Raw genomic sequence first — 15,701 nt, 5'->3', positions numbered from 1 at the left:
GCCGATGAAGAAGCTTTTGCCCCTTCTGATCCCCGTTCTGGCCCTGGTGGGCGGCGTCGCAACCGGAGAGATGCTGCGCCCCGCCCAGGAAGGCGGTCATGCCGCAACCGGGGCGACGTCCGGCAATCACGGTGCGGCGGAAGACGGCGCCGCCCCCGATGGCCATGCCAAGACGGCATCGGATCACCCGGCCCCGCCACCCGCCGACGATCATGCCGCAGCCGGCGATCATGGCGGGGGCCAGGGCGGCCATGGGGAAACGGCCGCCCCTGCCGAGGGCTGGTTCACCTTCCCGAGCCAGTTCTTCGTGCCCTTGATGCGGAACGGGGACATGGGCGCGGTGATGATCCTGACCCTGACGATCGAGACGGGCGGCGCCGACCTGCCCGCCATGAAGCAGCAGGAACACCGGTTGCGGGACGCGCTGCTGCGCGAATTGCTGATCCATGCCAATACAGGCGGATTTGACGGCAACTTCACGTCCGAGGCCCGGCTGGCCCCCTTGCGCGAACGATTGCAGAAGGCGGCGCAGGCCAGCACCGACCTGTCCGTCAAGGCCGTGCTGATCGAGGATATCGCCCGGCAGGCGGGCTGACGGTTGCATCGGCGCGGGCGGCAGGGCAGAAACCGGCCCTGCCCGACCAAGGACACAGCCGGTGGACCGATCTGCCTTTCCAGCCCATGACCATTGCGTGACGATCCTTCTGGCCAGCTATCGCGGCGCATCCTTCATCGAAGCGCAACTGGACAGCATCGCCGCACAGACGCACCGGAACTGGCGACTGATCGTCTCGGATGACGGATCGGATGACGGGACGCGCGACATTGCAGCGGATTTCGCGGCCAGGCGCCCTGCGGGGCAGGTTCGGATCATCGACGGACCGCGCCGGGGCGCCACCCAGAACTTCCTCCATCTGCTGTCGGCCGCGACAGACGGCATGATCGCCTTCTGCGACCAGGATGATGTGTGGTTCCCCGACAAGCTGGCCGCGCCGTGGCCGCGCTGTCACGACAGGACGGCCCCGCCCATTATGCGTCCCGCACGATCATCACCGATGCAGCCCTGGTTCCGACAGCCGAGTCCCGCCATTTCCGGCGGCCCCTGGGATTTCGCAATGCCCTGGTCCAGGCGATCATGGCGGGCAATACCTCGGTCTTCAATGCGCCCGCCGCCGCGATCCTGCGCCGCTGCGCCCCAGAGGCCCGGGCGCGGGATATCGAGTCGCATGACTGGTGGGCCTTTCAGGTCACCTCGGGCGCCGGCGCGGCGTTCATCCATGATCCGCGACCAGCCTTGTTCTATCGCCAGCACGCCCGCAGCGTGATGGGCCGCAACGATACGGCTGCCGCGATGTCGCAGCGGATCGCCATGCTTCTCGCAGGGATTATGGCGGCTGGCTGGCTGCCAACCATGCGGCCCTGGATGCTGTCCGATCGGAGCTGCTGCCGGAAAACCGCCTGATCCTGGATCGTTTCGGCGCAGCCCTGCGGCAGCACGGGCCGCTTGCCGCGTGCAGCATGGCGCAACTGGGGCTTTACCGGCAGACCGGCGCAGGGTCTGCGGCCCTGTTTGCCGCGGCCTTTCTGGGCAGGCTGCGTCAGCGCGCGCCCAGCAATCCCATCAGGTAACGACCATAGGCATTCTTGGAAAACCGTTGCGCCTGTTCACGCAAGGCATCTTCGGAAATCCAGCCGGCCTCGAAGGCGATCTCCTCGGGGCAGCCCGTCTGCAAGCCCTGGCGCTTTTCCAGCGTGCGCACGAAGTTTCCCGCATCCAGCAGGCTGCCATGGGTGCCGGTATCCAGCCAGGCAAAGCCGCGCCCCATCTTTTCGACCGTCAGGCTGCCGTCGCGAAGATAGCTTTCCAGAAGCGTCGTGATCTCAAGCTCGCCCCGTTCGGAAGGCTTGACTTGCCGGGCACGTTCCGAGGCCGAGGCATCCAGGAAATAAAGGCCCGTCACGGCAAAGTTCGACGGTGGCAGTTCCGGCTTTTCGATGATCGCGCGAACCCGGCCGTCGGATTGGAAATCGACCACGCCATACCGTTCGGGATCCGAAACCCGATAGCCGAAGACCGTCCCGCCGCTGATCCGCTGATCCGCCGCCTTCAGAAGTTCGGGCAGGCCATGGCCGAAGAAGATGTTGTCCCCCAGCACCATGGCCGATGGCGCCCCCGCCAGGAAATCCTCGGCCAGCAGATAGGCCTGGGCCAGGCCGTCGGGCGAAGGCTGGATGATCCATTCGAACCGCAGCCCCCATTGCTCGCCCGTTCCAAGCAGCCGCTGGAATTGTCCCTGATCCTCGGGCGTGGTAATGATCGCGATCTCGCGAATGCCGGCCAGCATCAGCACGCTGATGGGATAATAGACCATCGGCTTGTCATAAAGCGGAAGAAGCTGTTTCGAAACGCCCATCGTGATCGGATAAAGGCGCGTCCCCGAGCCGCCTGCCAGAATGATGCCCTTGCGTCCCGTCATTTTCCGTATCCCAGTTGCTTCAAGACAGTGTCGAGATCGACCCGCCAGTCCGGGCGGTCTATCCCGAAATCCCGCATGATGCGGGAACAATCCAGCCGCGAATTGGCCGGCCGCTGCGCAGGCGTGGGATAATCGCTGGTCGGGATGTCGCGCACGGCGCAGGCCAGCCCGGCACGGTCGAAAATCGCGCGCGCGAAATCCGCCCAGCTGACATCGGGCGATCCGGCAAAATGATAAAGGCCGCCCGCCTTTGGGTTGGCCTGCATCCGACCCGCCATCAGGAGCAGGGCAGCGGCGATCCGGCTCGCCTCGGTCGGACCGCCGATCTGGTCGGCGACGACATTGATCCGGTCACGCTCGGCGCCCAGCCGCAGCATGGTCTTCACGAAGTTCGAGCCATCCGGGGAAAACACCCAGGATGTGCGCATCACCGCCCATTGCCCGCCCGCTGCCGCGACTTGCCGTTCCCCGTCCAGCTTGGTCTGGCCATAGACGCTTGCGGGTGCTGTGGCGGCATCTTCGGCCCTTGGCAGGTCGCCCGTTCCGTCGAACACATAGTCGGTCGATACATGCAGGAACGGGATCCCCAGTTCGGCCGCTGCCCTGGCCAGCAATCCCGGCGCCGTGGCGTTCAGGACCAACGCGGCGTCCCGTTCGCTTTCGGCGCGATCGACGGCGGTATAGGCAGACGCGTTGATGATCCCCCAGGGTCTCAGCGCATGGATGCGCGGAATGACCGCGTCGGGGACCGACAGATCCGCTTCCCCTCGGCCCCAGGCGGTCGCCTCGGGGGCAAGGCGCATCAGGGCCTGCGCAAGCTGCCCGGATTTTCCAAGAATCAGCAGGCCGGTCATTTCGCCTGACCAAGCCGCTGGCCGACCCCGTCGCGCGACAACAATGGCTGCCACCAGTCCCGGTGGTTCAGATACCATTCGACCGTGCGCCGCAGCCCTTCCTCGACCGTGACCGAGGGACGCCAACCCAGTTCCGTGCGGATCCGGGCCGGGTCGATTGCGTACCGCCGATCATGGCCCGGTCGATCGGTCACAAAGGTGATCAGATCGGCATGAGGCGCGCCTTCAGGATGCAGATCGTCCATATGCGCGCAGATCGTGCGGACCAGGTCGATGTTTCTGGCCTCGTTCTCGCCGCCGATGTTGTAGCTGCGGCCGACCTGCCCTTGTTCGACCACCAGAAGCAGCGCGTCGGCGTGATCCTCGACGTAAAGCCAGTCACGCACATTGCCGCCGTCGCCATAGACCGGGATCGGTTCCCCTGCCAAGGCCTTCAAGATGACGACGGGCACCAGCTTTTCAGGAAAATGATATGGTCCGTAGTTGTTCGAACAATTGGTCAGCACCACCGGAAGGCCATAGGTCTCGTGCCAGGCCCGCACCAGATGGTCCGATCCTGCCTTGCTGGCGGAATAGGGACTGCGCGGATCATAGGGGGTGGTTTCGGTGAACTGTCCCGTATCGCCCAGTGAGCCGAAGACCTCGTCCGTCGAGATATGGTGGAAGCGGAAGGCATCCGGCCTGCCATTGGCCGTCCAGTACCGGCAGGCGGCCTCCAGCATGTTGAACGTGCCGATGACATTGGTCTCGATGAAGGCCGCAGGCCCGTCGATGGACCGATCGACATGGCTTTCGGCCGCCAGATGCATCACCGCGTCGGGCCGGTGGGCATCGAAGACACGGTCCAGTTCCGCACGGTCGCGGATGTCGACCTGTTCAAAGGAATAAAGCGGGCTTTCGGCGGCATCGGCCACGTTCGCGGGATTGGCGGCATAGGTCAACGCATCGACATTGACCACCTCGTGCCCGCGCGAAACGGCAAGGCGAACCACGGCCGAACCGATGAACCCCGCCCCTCCGGTTACGAGAATCTTCATGCTGCGCCCTTGTATTCAAAAGGTGACGTCCAGTCCGCGAAGGCAGGGGCATCCCGGTCCTTGGGGGAAAGCAGGGGATCATTGACCCCCCAGTCTATTCCCAGGCTGTTCCACAGGACCGCCCCGTCGCTGGCGCGGTCGTAATGGGCCGTGCATTTGTAGACGATCTCGGTGTCGGGTTCCTGGGTGACGAAGCCATGAAGAAAGCCTTCGGGGATCCAAAGCTGCCGACCGTTTTCCGCGGTCAGCTGAACCGCAACCCATTGGCCGTATGTTGGGCTGCCCCGCCGCGCATCCACGGCCACGTCCAGAAGCGCCCCCCGCCCGCAGCGCACCAGCTTTCCCTGGGCAAAGGGCGGCGCCTGATAGTGCAGGCCGCGGACCGTTCCGACCCGGAAGGACAGCGAGTGGTTGTCCTGGACGAATTCGGGCATCGCCAATCCGGCCTCGGCCAATGTCTTTCGGTTCCAGCTTTCCGAAAAGAAGCCACGTTCATCGCCAAAGCGCGCCGGGGTCAGAACAAGGACATCGGGCAAGGCAGTGGCTTCTATCTTCATCGGATCGATCCAGGGTTGGAAACCTCGTCCCCCTCTATGCGATGGGAAAGGTCGTGTCACTCACCCGCCGGTGAAAATCCCCGGTTGTGTCACTCGATCACCAGATCCGCGTGAAGCGCCCCGGCCGCATGGATGGACTTGAGGATGTCGATCATCTCTCGCGGGCGGACGCCCAGGGCGTTCAGTCCCTCTACCAGATCGCTGAGAGAGGTTTCCCCCGCCACCTCGGCAAAGCCGATGCCCGGTTCATTGCGCAATTCGGCCACCGTCCGGGGAACGGTCACGGTTTCGCCCCTTGCAAAGGGATTAGGCTGCGAGACCATCGGCGCCTCGCTGACACTCAGCGTCAAGGCCCCCTGGGACACGGCGACCCGAGAGATGCGCACACGCTCTCCGATCACGATGGTGCCGGACTTGTGGTCGATGACCACCTTGGCGCGGTCTTCCGGTTCGACGGTCAGGTTTTCAATGCGCCCGAGAACACGAGCCGGGTTCACGTCGCCCAGTTGCCTGAACTCGACCAGCACGGTGCCGCTGTCCTGGGTGATCGCGACCCTGCGGTCGAAGTCGCGATTGATGGCATCTTCGATCCGTGTCGCGGTCGTGAAATCCGCGTTCCGCAGGGCGACACGGATGTTCTGGATACTGGCGAAATCGAATTCGACCTCACGCTCTACCCGCGCGCCGACGGGGATCTTGCCCGAAGTCGGCACCCCTTCGACCACCCGTGCAGCCTCGCCCTCGATCGCGGCGCCGCTGGCGATGATGGAACCCTGCGCCACGGCATAGATATTGCCGTCCGCCGCCTTGAGCGGAGTCATGACCAGCGTCCCGCCCAGCAGGCTCTTGGCGTCACCGATCGTGGACACGCTGACGTCGATGCGGCTGCCCGACCGCGCGAAAGGAGGCAGGGTCGCGGTCACGACAACGGCCGCGACATTGCGGGACCGCAGCGCCTCGTCAGTGACATTAACCCCCAGCCGTTCCAGCAAGCCGGCCAGCAATTCCTCGGTGAAAGGGGCATTGCGAAAGCCGTCCCCGGTGCCGTCCAGACCGACGACCAGGCCATAGCCGACCAGGTCGTTGCCCCTTACCCCGTCGAAATCGGCCAGATCCTTGATCCGGACCGGAGCCGCCGCCGCAATCGCGGGCAGCAGGACCATGACGATCATAACCAGGAAACGACGCATCACAGATAATTCACCAGCTTGAGCTGCGACAGCCGCCCGATCACGGAATATAGCGTTTGCAGCTTGGTTTCCGCATCCGATATGGCGGCCGCAGTGGCCATCGGATCGGCCTCGCGCAGGGTATTCCTTGCTGTTTGCAGAGTGGCGGAGGCTGCATTGCCTTCGGTCTGCGCGGTGGCGATGACCTGCTGGGCATAGCCCAGGCGCGACATTTCGGCGACCAATCGAGGAGAGTTCTGCAGCAAGGCCTTGCCGGCCCCTTGCAGAAGCGTCCTGGCCTCGGTCCCGTTCCCGGCCAAAGCACCCCGATCCAGCATTGCTGCGGTGGCCAGGCCCTTCAGGCTGTCGCGGATGGCGGGGGACAAGGCGGTCGTGGTCAGGGTGATCGTCGTCTCCTCGCCGATGGGCGTCGACTGGCCGCCCGGTCCGCCATGATAGGCCGTATCGGCAAAGCCGCCGGTGCCTGGGGCTGCGTCGAACCAATCCGACACCGCCTGCGCCACATCCCCGGCGGTGGTCAGCCCGGCCACCTGCGCAGTCAGCGCGGTCAGGATCGTATCTGCCGAGGCGAGGGGGCGTGTGTCGCTGTGCGCACCCGAAAACAGGAAGCGTTGCCCGACCGTGCCGTTCAGATGACCGATCACCGCCTGGAATGCGGATGCGGCCTCGGCCGACCGGGCCGCCATAAGTCCTTCCGTCGTGGCCTCGGGTTCAAGATAAAGGCCTTGGCCGATATCCTCATTGATCGACTGAACCGATGTCAGCGCGTTCTGCATGCCTTGGGTATGGGCCGCAGCCTCGGCCGCGTTGGACTTGAACTGCGTCAGCATTGCAAGCCGGGCTTCGATGCCGGCCAGATCCTGCGTGTTGCCTTGCAGCCTGGCGCCCAGATCCGCAACCTCTCCGCTGGACAGCTCGGCCGTCAGCGTGGCCAGGGTGGTCTTGATCCTGTTCGAGGCGGCCTGCATGGCAAAGGCACGGGCCTGGTCACCAATGGATTGCACCGTCATTCGTCATATCCCCAGTATCTGATCCATCATGGTCTGAATGGCCTGAATGACGCGCGCGTTGGCGGCATAAGCCTGTTCGTATCGCAGCAGACGCTGCATCTCGGCATCGCTGTCCACGCCATCCGCGGCCAGCCTGGACGAGATCGTGTCGGCTTGACTGTTCCGGATCGCGGCGTCGGATTGTGCGTTCACGCGCGCGGTGGAGACCAGCGATTCCACCGTTCCGAAGCGGTCGGTCAGGGAAGCCTTGCCGCTGAAGCTGGTGCCGGGGATCAAGGTGGAACGATCCAGAGCCGCCGAGATCGCAACCAGCAACGTCGAGTCGCCGACCGCGCCTTCCGTCGCGGCATTCAGGCCCGAGCGCAGCCGCCAGGCCGCCCCTCCGGCGTTCTCGACCACCGCGTCATTGATGCCGATCCGCCCCGCCAGTCCTGTCTTGCCTGACAGGCTGGCACGCGCGCCATCGTCCGTGAACAGGCCTGTCGAGGTCGCGGCCAAGGTGCCGTCCACTGCCGGATCTGCAAGGCGTTCGTGCAATTCGAAAGCCAGATCATCCAGCAAGGCTTGGACAGCGGGTGCCAATTCGTCGCGAACCGCAAAATTCGCGGCCAATGAGCCGCCCGCATAAAGCTGCATCTGCGACTGCGTCAGTTCGGCCCCGTTCTGCGTCAACAGCGCCAACCCGGATCCTGCGGTCTGGGCTGCGGTCACCTGCCCCGCGGCCGTGAAGGACAGTTCAGTCGGGGTGGTGCCGTCCAGAAGCACCGCCCCCCCGGCCGTGAACAGCGCCACGGCTCCGGCGGGACGCGTTACCTCCTGTACGGGAACGATCTTCGAAATCTCGCCAATGATCCCCTGTCTTTGATCCAGAAGCGACGAGGGGTCAGAGCCGTCGGCCTCCAGCACGGCGATCCGACGATTGAGATGCGCGATCTCGGCCAGCGATTTGTTCAGCCGGGCGACATCGGCGGCGATGGCCTGATCTGCCGCGCTGCGGGCAGCCTGAACCTGGTCCGAGGCCGCATTCAGCCGGTTGGCCAGTATCTGCGCCTTGTCCACGGCCTGCGTCAGCCGGATTTCGTCATCGGGGCGACTGGCTGCGGAGGACAAGGCCGTTCGAAAATCGCCAAGCGCCGCGCCCAGGCCGCCAGTGCTGCCGGCAATGCCGATCCGATCCTCGATCTGCTTGGCAAAGGCCAGCCGGGTCGAGGCTTCGGCCCGCGCGGCCTCGGCCAGGCGGGATTCCGACAGGACGCTTGCGTTGACCGCGCGCGTGACGCCGTCGATGCGCACGCCCCCGGCATTGCCGCCTGCAGTCTGGGCACTGACCGCCATCTCTCGCCGGGCATAGCCTGGGGTGGCGGCGTTGGCCAGGTTTGCCGCAACGGTTTCGGTCCCCCGCGCCGTGGCCGTCAGGCCCGACATGGCATTTCCAAGGGCGCGCGCGATGCTCATTCAGACCACCCCTCAGCGTTTGATGTTCGTCGTTTCCTGCAACATCTCGTCGACGGTCTGGATGATCTTCGCGTTCGACGAATAGGCACGCTGCGTCAGGATCAGGTGGGTCAGTTCCTCGGCCACGTCAGTGGTCGATTCCTCCAGGGCATATCCCTGGAGAGAGCCCGTCGGGCCGTCGCCCGCATTCCACAGGAAGAAGCTGCCCGAGGTGGGCGATATGGTAAAGGCTTGTGAATCGACGGACATCAGGCCGTTCGGATTGGGAACATCCACCAGCGGGATCTGATACAGGGTCTTGACGAAGCCCGTGTCATAGCTGGCCTTCAGAAAGCCGTCGGCGTCCACCTCGACCGTGGTCAGGTTGCCGACCGGGGAGCCATTCTTGGTGATGTTCGTGGGCGAGAAATTGGCTGCAAGCTGCCGCAGGCCCGTTGTTCCGCCAGGGGTGCCGACGACCAGATCCATCGCACCACCGCCAACGGTCAGGCCGATCGCCCCCGACACCGGATCATAGGCCCCGCCCGACAGCGTGGTCACGCTGGCGATGCTGCCGCCATGTGCCTGGCTGTCGTCAAAGACGATGCGATAGGACCCAACCAGATTGGCCGCCGGATCCGAGGCGGAATCGCGGACCTCCATCACCCAGGTGTTCGACATGCCGGTCGGATCCGAGGTGTCCGGGATGAAGGTGATGTTCAGGGCTTCTGACGTGCCCAGATTTCCGAAATATTCGACCTTCAAGGCCAGGGGATCGCCTGGGGCGGTGGCCAGGGTCTTGCTTGCAGGCAGGTTCACGCCCAGCGACACCTCGGTCGTGGGGTCGCCTGCGGTCTGGTTTGCGCTGATCCGGACAGGGGTCAACCCCGTCATGGTATCGCGCGACATCAGCGGGATAGTCCCATCGGCCTGGGCGGGCCAGCCCATCAGGACCAGGCCCGAACCTGTCTTCAGGACACCTTCGGCATCGGGACGGAAAGACCCCGTGCGGGTCATCATGAACGGCAGGTCCGTGAACCCGTTGTCCAGGTCCACCGCCGAGGTCACCGGCAGCATTCCCCGGCCCGATATGGCGATGTCCAGAGGATGCGTGGTCGTGGACAGCGCCCCGTCATCCTCGATCACCCTTTGCGTGGTGGCCGTGACACCGCCTGCCGAATACATGCCCGCAACGCGGTGCTGGTTCAGCACGAAGGAATTGAAGTCGGTTTCCATGCGCTTGTAGCCATAGGTGCCCGAATTCGCGATATTGTCCGAAATCGTTGCAAGACGGGTGGAATTGGCCGCCAGCCCCGAAACACCGGCGCTCATCGCGGAAGACATTGACATGGCATCACCTTTTTCAGTTCACCTCAGATCATCCACCGCAGGACTTAAGATTCGCCTAATTGCCCCTGACTATCTGAGTAAAATCACCTCGATCCGGTTATTGGTCGCATCCATAGGATTTCCGGTCTTGTTCTTGCGGTCTGCATAGCCGGTAACACGCTGGATTCGCTGGGCATCAAGGTCGGACCCCTCAAGCAGGCTCCGGACCGCATGGGCGCGGGCATCGGACAAGGGCCAGACGGGGGAATTCACCAGCGTTTCAGGATATGCCCGGACATGACCGGAAATGGCGACCTGGTTGCGCGTCCTGGTCAGCACCCTGCCGATGATTCGGGCCAGTTCGGTCAGAACCGGCTGCGGTTCGGCGGTGTCTTCGACAAACAGCGGCTGATCGGTCAGATCGCCCAGTTCAATGACCAGCCCTTCATCCGTCATGCGGGTGACAACATGGCGCAACAGATTGGTCAGCTGCTGCGATTCGCCGCCGCTGGCGCGAAGCTGACGCTCGATCTCCTCGGCCACCTGTTCCAGGGTGACGTCAGAGGGTTCCTTGCCCTGCTGTTCCACCCCCTCGCCCGAGGCTCCGGGTGTTCGCACGATGGTGGGATTGAAGTAGTCGGCAAGACCCGAACGCTGCTGTTCCGTCGTGGCATTCAGCAGCCACATCAGCAGGAAGAAAGCCATCATGGCGGTCACGAAATCCGCATAGGCGACCTTCCAGGCGCCGCCGTGGTGACCGCCCTCGCCCGAGGCGGTCACCCGCTTGATCATGATCGTGGGGCCTGCCACCCCCTTCTGCCTTGCCATCGCACACCGCCATCGATTTCCTGACGGAATGTCGCGGCAAGTCGGCCCTGGAACAAGCCGACCCCTCAAATGCTAGGCATTATCCCGGCAGGTTCAGTCCCTGTGCCAGCCGCTGATGGCCTTGGAATCCATGAACTCCTCAAGGCCCATGATGCCGCCCTCGCGGGCGCGGCCGGACATCTTGACCCCCCCGAAGGCCGATCCCGCACCGCGCGACTGGCCGTTCATTTCCACCATGCCGGAGCGCAGCCTGCGCGCCACGCGGTTGCGCCGCGCCCCGTCCCCGGACTGGACATAGTTGGTCAGGCCATAAGGCGTGTCGTTGGCGATCTCGATCGCCTGTTCCTCGGTGTCGAAGGGGATGATCGACAGGACTGGACCGAAGATTTCCTGCTGGGCGATGGTCATGTCGTTGCTGACATCGGCGAAAACGGTCGGGCGCACGAAATAGCCCCGGTTCACACCTTCGGGCAGGCCGGTGCCGCCTGCCACAAGGCGCGCACCTTCGTCGATGCCCTTCTGGATCAGATCCTGGATCTTGTCCCACTGCTGCTTGCTGACCACGGGACCGATATGCTTGCCCGGCTGATGGGCGCTTGCGACCTGGGTTTCCTGGGCGACCCTTGCCGCCGTCTCGACGGCCTGGTCATAGACCGACCGTTCGACCAGCATCCGGGTCGGCGCGTTGCAGGACTGGCCGCTGTTGTAAAAGCAATGCCGCGCGCCGCGCACCACGGCCTTGTCGTCGGCATCGGCGAAGACGATGTTGGCGCCCTTGCCGCCCAGTTCCAGCACGACCTTTTTCAGCGTGTCGGCCGCGGCCTTGGTGATCGCGATGCCCGCGCGGGTCGATCCGGTGAAGCTGATCATGTCCACGTCCTTGTGCGTGGAAAGCTGCGTGCCCACCCCCGGCCCATCGCCGTTCACCAGGTTGAAGACGCCCTTCGGCAGCCCCGCCTCGTCCACGATCTCGGCAAAGAGCATCGAGGACAGGGGCGCGATCTCGGACGGTTTCAGCACGCAGGTATCACCCGCCAGGATCGCCGGGATGACCTTCAGCGTGACCTGGTTCATCGGCCAGTTCCAGGGCGTGATCAGGCCGACCACGCCCACGGGTTCCCATGCGACCATGGAGGTCGGGGCATGGTCCCCCAGCGGGCGGATGAAGTCGAAGCCCTTGAAGGCCTTGATGAAGTTCTCGATGTGATAGGTTCCGGCGGCCACCTGGTCGCCCAGGGACATGTCCTGCGGCGCGCCCATTTCGTGGCTGATGGCCCATGCCATGTCCTGCGCGCGGCGGTTGTAGATCTCGAGGATCTTCTCGACATGAGCCAGTCGTTCGGCCGGTTCGGTCCGCGACCATCCAGCGAAGGCCGCCTTTGCCGCCGCCACGGCACGATCCGTATCAGCCTGGTCGCCCAGGCTGATGACCGCCACCGCTTCCTCGGTCGAGGGGTCGATCACCTCGAGATCATTGGCCCGCGCGGGATCCACCCAGGCCCCGCCGATATAGAACTTGCGCTTGTCCAGAAGCTCGGTCATCGCGATTTCTCCAATCCAGTTGGCGACAAGGTGAAGCGGCGGCAAGGCCTGCGCAACCCTTGTTAAATCTCGATTCATTGTGTCGATAAAACGCTGGCATTCCTGCCGCTTTGTCTTATCCTGCGCGAAACTCTCAACATGAAGGACACCTTGATGTCCCTGCGCATCAACGACATCGCCCCCGATTTCACCGCCCCCTCGACCGAGGGCGAGATCCGGTTCCACGACTGGCTGGGCGACAGCTATGGCATCATCTTCAGCCACCCGCGCGACTTCACCCCCGTCTGCACGACCGAATTCGGTGTCGTTGCCCAGCTGATCCCCGAATTCGAGAAGCGCAACACCAAGGTTCTTGGCGTTTCCGTCGATTCGGTCGAGGACCATGGAAAGTGGAAGCGCGACATCGAGGCGGTGGCGGGCGCGCCGGCCGATTTCGCGATGATCGACGACCGCGACCTGACGGTGGCCAAGGCCTATGACATGCTGCCGGCGGACCATTACCTGCCCGCCGAGGGACGCACGCCGGCCCATTCCGCGACCGTGCGCAGCGTCTTCATCATCGGTCCCGACAAGAAGGTCCGGCTAACCATGACCTATCCCATGTCCATCGGCCGGAACTTCGCCGAAATCCTGCGCGCCCTGGATGCCGTGCAAAAGACCGATGGCGTGCCCATCGCCACGCCTGCGAACTGGGTGCCGGGACAGGACGTGATCGTGGCCCTGGCGCTTGACGACAAGGCGGCCGAGGAACGCTATGGTCCCCTGGACATCAAGCTGCCCTATCTGCGCTTTGCCAGGGATCCGGCCTGATCCGATCCTTCAGCCTGGCCAGCCATAGCGGTCCAGCAGGGCGGCGATCGCCTGGTCGTTGCCCGTGCCGTGAAGGTTCTGGCTGCGCAGGCTTTGCACCTGACTGCCTTCCCATTCAAGGATCCGGGCGCGGGCGCCGATCTTCTGCGCCTCCACTCCCGCCATGCGGTGCATCCAGTAAAGCCAAACATCGTCTGAACGCGGTGCCAGCAGGGTAAACAGGTCATCCCGCGTCACATCGGGGTGAAAGACACCCGGCGCATAGATCACGCCGCTGACCCCGGTCAGGAAGACCAGCGGGGATCGTTCCGGCGCATCGATATTGTGGCGCCACTCGGCATAGGGGGTGGGCTTGCCTTGGCGCAGCGTCACCCGATGGGCCCGATGACAGGCGATCTTCGCGCCTTGGTGGACCGCCGAAACCAGCCTTTCCAGCCAGTCGGCCGGATAATAGACATCGTCATCCGCGGTCACGACAAAGGCATCCGGTGTATCCAGCAGCGTGGGCACGATCTTCTTATAAGAGCGCCACGGGGGACAGGTACGGACCTCCAGCCCTGGCAGCAGGGCAATGGCGGGCGGCATGTGGGCCTTGTCCCCTTCATCCAGCCAAAGGATCACCCGGTCAGGCTGCATGGTCTGGCGAAGGATGGCGCGCAGTGTCAGTTCCAGCGTGCCGAACCGCGCCGGATAGCTGGTCAGTGACAGGACCAATGGACCGGGCAGGCCGTGCGGGCGGCCGGGCGCATCGGTACGGGCCATGATCTCGGCCCGGGCACGGGCCAGGCGGCGGCGATGCTTGAAGGCGCGAAAGGCGTCCGAAATCACGGCCGGTCCCAAGCCTGGCGCAGCCAGTCGATGTTGCCGATGCGGCGATACCATTTGTGGCCCCGCCCGGCAAAGACATCCTCCATCTTCGGCGCGCCGGCGAACAGGACGATCTTCGCCCTTTCGGGCAGGACGGGGTCGCGCAGATAGCTGGACAGGTGCCGCGGGACGCAATCGTTCTTGAAGCTGACGCACCATCCCTTGGGCCAATAGTTCAGGTTTCCATGCGCCGCCAGTTGCGCCGACTGGAACTGCTGGCTGATCTCATAACGGGCCGTCGCGCCTGCCGAATCGGCCAGATAAGCATCGAGGATATACGCGTGCTGCCCGATCTCGAACCGGAAGACGCTGGAATTGCCCACACTGTGCAGAAAGCGGTCGCGCGAGGGGTTCACGCGACGCAGGGGCTTGGGGCGGAACAGGTCGTCGTCGCGGATAATGTGAAAGGCACCCGGCAGGTCGAAGAAGGGCTGCAGGTCATCGACCACCACCAGGTCGATGTCCAGAAAAAGCGCCGTCCCCGACAAACCCGCCAGATCGCGCCGGAAGATCGCCAGCTTGCGCCACCGGGTATCGCCATGGGCCAGGGGCAGGCCAAGTTCCGGCAAGGGCATCGCTTCGATCCCCGGATCCAGGCCCTCGGCGTCATCGGTGAAGCAGATGAAGCGGTGCGGGCGGGCCAGGTGGCGGCGGACCTGCCGGTGCAGCCGGTTCACGTCCGCCGCGCCATAAAGCGTGCCCCATTTCATGGTCAGGATGTTGAGCGGATGCTGGGCCATGGTTCCTCCGGCGAATTGCGGCAACCTGCCCAATCCCCGAACTAGATTCAACCGGAAGCGTCCGGTAAGAGCAGGGCTGCAAGAATCCCGAGGACATCGCTTGACCCGCCCGACCATCATCACCTTGTCCAGCATCCCGCCGCGTTTTCCCCTGCTTGGCCCCGCGCTGGACAGCCTGCTGAAACAGGAACTGCCCGCGCAGGCAATCCACCTTTACATTCCTGAACGCTATCGCCGCTTTCCCGACTGGGACGGCACCCTGCCCCCTGTGCCCGAAGGCATCACCATCCGCCGCTGTCCGCAGGATCTGGGACCGGCGACCAAGATCCTGCCCGCGGCACGCGAATTTACAGGCCAGGACGTAGACCTGCTGTTCTGCGACGACGACAAGGTCTATGACCCGCGCTGGCATGGCCGGTTCAAGCGCAATCGACAAAGGCATCCCGGCGCCTGCCTTGTAGAGGCCGGGGAGAACCTGCCCGATATCGCCGAAGACACCCGCCCCCACGACCGCAAGCCGCGGGCCAGACGATGGGTGCGCAAGCCGCTATCCTATCGGATCAAGCGGGTCCTGTCGCTGTTCACCATCAAGTCCACCATGTATGCCAATTCGGGATATGTGGATATCCTGTCTGGCCATGCGGGGGTCATGGTGCATCCCGACTGGTTCGATGACGAGGTCTGGGAGATCCCGGAAATCCTCTGGACCGTGGATGACCCCTGGTTGTCCGGTCACCTGGAACGCAAGGGCATTCCGATCTGGCTGATTGCCGAGGTTCGTCGGATGAGCGCCACCGACGCGGGAGAGATCGACGCCCTGCACGATCTGGTTCATCAGGATCATTGCCGGGTCAAGGCGGATATCGCCGCCATCGACTACATGCGCCAGACCTACGGCATCTGGAAACCCGCCGGAAAGGTGACGCCACCTGCGGGTTTCATGAGCGACACGATGCGAGAGATAAGCCGGCGCGCGTCCCGGACCTCCTGAAGCCCGCATCGTCAAGGCGTTCCGCGCTGAAACGC

Annotated in this window: 16 protein-coding genes and 1 pseudogene; 5 read left to right on the top strand and 12 right to left on the bottom strand. The window is 64.2% G+C overall.

The window, feature by feature from the left end:
- Positions 1–4: 4 nt before the first annotated feature.
- The 3 genes and pseudogenes from IEX25_RS09635 to IEX25_RS20085 all read left to right on the top strand — a co-directional run bounded on the left by IEX25_RS09635 (position 5) and on the right by IEX25_RS20085 (position 1,462).
- Complete coding sequence (locus IEX25_RS09635; protein WP_188714962.1) at positions 5–595, top strand: hypothetical protein; 591 nt, start codon at positions 5–7, stop codon at positions 593–595.
- 61 nt (positions 596–656) lie between these two features.
- Positions 657–977, top strand: a pseudogene (locus tag IEX25_RS20410) (glycosyltransferase); the annotation flags it as partial.
- A gap of 17 nt (positions 978–994) precedes the next feature.
- Positions 995–1,462 carry a glycosyltransferase family protein gene (locus IEX25_RS20085; protein WP_229665125.1) on the top strand — a complete coding sequence of 156 codons (468 nt, stop codon included), beginning with the start codon at positions 995–997 and terminating at the stop codon, positions 1,460–1,462.
- Between the two features lie 136 nt (positions 1,463–1,598).
- Here the strand turns inward: IEX25_RS20085 and rfbA are convergent, their stop codons facing one another.
- From rfbA to IEX25_RS09580, 10 genes are all read right to left on the bottom strand, one after another.
- Positions 1,599–2,477 carry a glucose-1-phosphate thymidylyltransferase RfbA gene (gene rfbA / locus IEX25_RS09625; RefSeq protein ID WP_103175165.1) on the bottom strand — a complete coding sequence of 293 codons (879 nt, stop codon included), beginning with the start codon at positions 2,475–2,477 and terminating at the stop codon, positions 1,599–1,601.
- Entirely contained in the window at positions 2,474–3,331 is an 858-nt protein-coding gene (gene rfbD, locus IEX25_RS09620; RefSeq protein WP_188714958.1) for a dTDP-4-dehydrorhamnose reductase, read from the bottom strand. The genes rfbA and rfbD overlap by 4 nt, the downstream gene beginning before the upstream one ends.
- The gene (gene rfbB, locus IEX25_RS09615; protein WP_188714956.1) at positions 3,328–4,368 is read right to left on the bottom strand and encodes a dTDP-glucose 4,6-dehydratase; all 1,041 of its coding nucleotides are present in this window, start codon (positions 4,366–4,368) and stop codon (positions 3,328–3,330) included. Before rfbB ends, rfbD begins: the two co-directional genes overlap by 4 nt.
- The gene (rfbC, locus tag IEX25_RS09610) at positions 4,365–4,925 is read right to left on the bottom strand and encodes a dTDP-4-dehydrorhamnose 3,5-epimerase (protein ID WP_188714954.1); all 561 of its coding nucleotides are present in this window, start codon (positions 4,923–4,925) and stop codon (positions 4,365–4,367) included. The genes rfbB and rfbC overlap by 4 nt, the downstream gene beginning before the upstream one ends.
- 89 nt (positions 4,926–5,014) lie before the next feature.
- Positions 5,015–6,097, bottom strand: a complete 1,083-nt coding sequence (locus IEX25_RS09605; protein ID WP_188715060.1) for a flagellar basal body P-ring protein FlgI — start codon at positions 6,095–6,097, stop codon at positions 5,015–5,017.
- Positions 6,098–6,114: 17 nt separating this feature from the next.
- Positions 6,115–7,125 carry a flagellin gene (locus IEX25_RS09600; protein ID WP_188714952.1) on the bottom strand — a complete coding sequence of 337 codons (1,011 nt, stop codon included), beginning with the start codon at positions 7,123–7,125 and terminating at the stop codon, positions 6,115–6,117.
- Between the two features lie 3 nt (positions 7,126–7,128).
- The gene (gene flgK, locus IEX25_RS09595; RefSeq protein ID WP_188714950.1) at positions 7,129–8,580 is read right to left on the bottom strand and encodes a flagellar hook-associated protein FlgK; all 1,452 of its coding nucleotides are present in this window, start codon (positions 8,578–8,580) and stop codon (positions 7,129–7,131) included.
- A 12-nt stretch (positions 8,581–8,592) separates the two neighbouring features.
- Positions 8,593–9,909, bottom strand: a complete 1,317-nt coding sequence (locus IEX25_RS09590) for a flagellar hook protein FlgE (protein WP_188714947.1) — start codon at positions 9,907–9,909, stop codon at positions 8,593–8,595.
- A 69-nt stretch (positions 9,910–9,978) separates the two neighbouring features.
- On the bottom strand, positions 9,979–10,716 hold the full coding sequence (locus IEX25_RS09585; protein ID WP_188714946.1) for a flagellar motor protein MotB: 738 nt from the start codon (positions 10,714–10,716) through the stop codon (positions 9,979–9,981).
- A gap of 93 nt (positions 10,717–10,809) precedes the next feature.
- Complete coding sequence (locus IEX25_RS09580; RefSeq protein ID WP_188714944.1) at positions 10,810–12,258, bottom strand: aldehyde dehydrogenase family protein; 1,449 nt, start codon at positions 12,256–12,258, stop codon at positions 10,810–10,812.
- 153 nt (positions 12,259–12,411) lie between these two features.
- Between IEX25_RS09580 and IEX25_RS09575 the strand changes: the two genes are divergently transcribed.
- Positions 12,412–13,068, top strand: a complete 657-nt coding sequence (locus tag IEX25_RS09575) for a peroxiredoxin (protein ID WP_103172330.1) — start codon at positions 12,412–12,414, stop codon at positions 13,066–13,068.
- 9 nt (positions 13,069–13,077) lie between these two features.
- Here the strand turns inward: IEX25_RS09575 and IEX25_RS09570 are convergent, their stop codons facing one another.
- Together IEX25_RS09570 and IEX25_RS09565 are read right to left on the bottom strand one after the other, a co-directional pair.
- Positions 13,078–13,896 (bottom strand): glycosyltransferase family 2 protein, encoded by an 819-nt coding sequence (locus IEX25_RS09570; RefSeq protein WP_188714942.1) that lies wholly within the window; start codon positions 13,894–13,896, stop codon positions 13,078–13,080.
- On the bottom strand, positions 13,893–14,675 hold the full coding sequence (locus IEX25_RS09565) for a hypothetical protein (RefSeq protein WP_188714940.1): 783 nt from the start codon (positions 14,673–14,675) through the stop codon (positions 13,893–13,895). The genes IEX25_RS09570 and IEX25_RS09565 overlap by 4 nt, the downstream gene beginning before the upstream one ends.
- Positions 14,676–14,775: 100 nt before the next feature.
- Between IEX25_RS09565 and IEX25_RS09560 the strand changes: the two genes are divergently transcribed.
- The gene (locus IEX25_RS09560) at positions 14,776–15,666 is read left to right on the top strand and encodes a glycosyltransferase family 2 protein (protein ID WP_188714938.1); all 891 of its coding nucleotides are present in this window, start codon (positions 14,776–14,778) and stop codon (positions 15,664–15,666) included.
- Positions 15,667–15,701 lie beyond the last annotated feature (35 nt).

Source organism: Paracoccus acridae (assembly GCF_014642735.1).
Classification (GTDB): Bacteria; Pseudomonadota; Alphaproteobacteria; order Rhodobacterales; family Rhodobacteraceae; genus Paracoccus; species Paracoccus acridae.
Note: the sequence above shows the minus strand (reverse complement) of the source record. Positions and strands in the feature narration are given on the sequence as shown.

What these genes read in the sequence shown, in the direction of transcription:
- IEX25_RS09590 (WP_188714947.1), bottom strand. Translation starts at nt 9,909, where the DNA reads ATGTCAATGTCTTCCGCGATGAGCGCCGGTGTTTCGGGGCTGGCGGCC.
- IEX25_RS09635 (WP_188714962.1), top strand. Translation starts at nt 5, where the DNA reads ATGAAGAAGCTTTTGCCCCTTCTGATCCCCGTTCTGGCCCTGGTGGGC.
- IEX25_RS09575 (WP_103172330.1), top strand. Translation starts at nt 12,412, where the DNA reads ATGTCCCTGCGCATCAACGACATCGCCCCCGATTTCACCGCCCCCTCG.
- IEX25_RS09580 (WP_188714944.1), bottom strand. Translation starts at nt 12,258, where the DNA reads ATGACCGAGCTTCTGGACAAGCGCAAGTTCTATATCGGCGGGGCCTGG.
- IEX25_RS09600 (WP_188714952.1), bottom strand. Translation starts at nt 7,125, where the DNA reads ATGACGGTGCAATCCATTGGTGACCAGGCCCGTGCCTTTGCCATGCAG.
- rfbB (WP_188714956.1), bottom strand. Translation starts at nt 4,368, where the DNA reads ATGAAGATTCTCGTAACCGGAGGGGCGGGGTTCATCGGTTCGGCCGTG.
- IEX25_RS09605 (WP_188715060.1), bottom strand. Translation starts at nt 6,097, where the DNA reads ATGATCGTCATGGTCCTGCTGCCCGCGATTGCGGCGGCGGCTCCGGTC.
- rfbD (WP_188714958.1), bottom strand. Translation starts at nt 3,331, where the DNA reads ATGACCGGCCTGCTGATTCTTGGAAAATCCGGGCAGCTTGCGCAGGCC.
- IEX25_RS09585 (WP_188714946.1), bottom strand. Translation starts at nt 10,716, where the DNA reads ATGGCAAGGCAGAAGGGGGTGGCAGGCCCCACGATCATGATCAAGCGG.
- rfbA (WP_103175165.1), bottom strand. Translation starts at nt 2,477, where the DNA reads ATGACGGGACGCAAGGGCATCATTCTGGCAGGCGGCTCGGGGACGCGC.
- IEX25_RS09565 (WP_188714940.1), bottom strand. Translation starts at nt 14,675, where the DNA reads ATGGCCCAGCATCCGCTCAACATCCTGACCATGAAATGGGGCACGCTT.
- flgK (WP_188714950.1), bottom strand. Translation starts at nt 8,580, where the DNA reads ATGAGCATCGCGCGCGCCCTTGGAAATGCCATGTCGGGCCTGACGGCC.
- rfbC (WP_188714954.1), bottom strand. Translation starts at nt 4,925, where the DNA reads ATGAAGATAGAAGCCACTGCCTTGCCCGATGTCCTTGTTCTGACCCCG.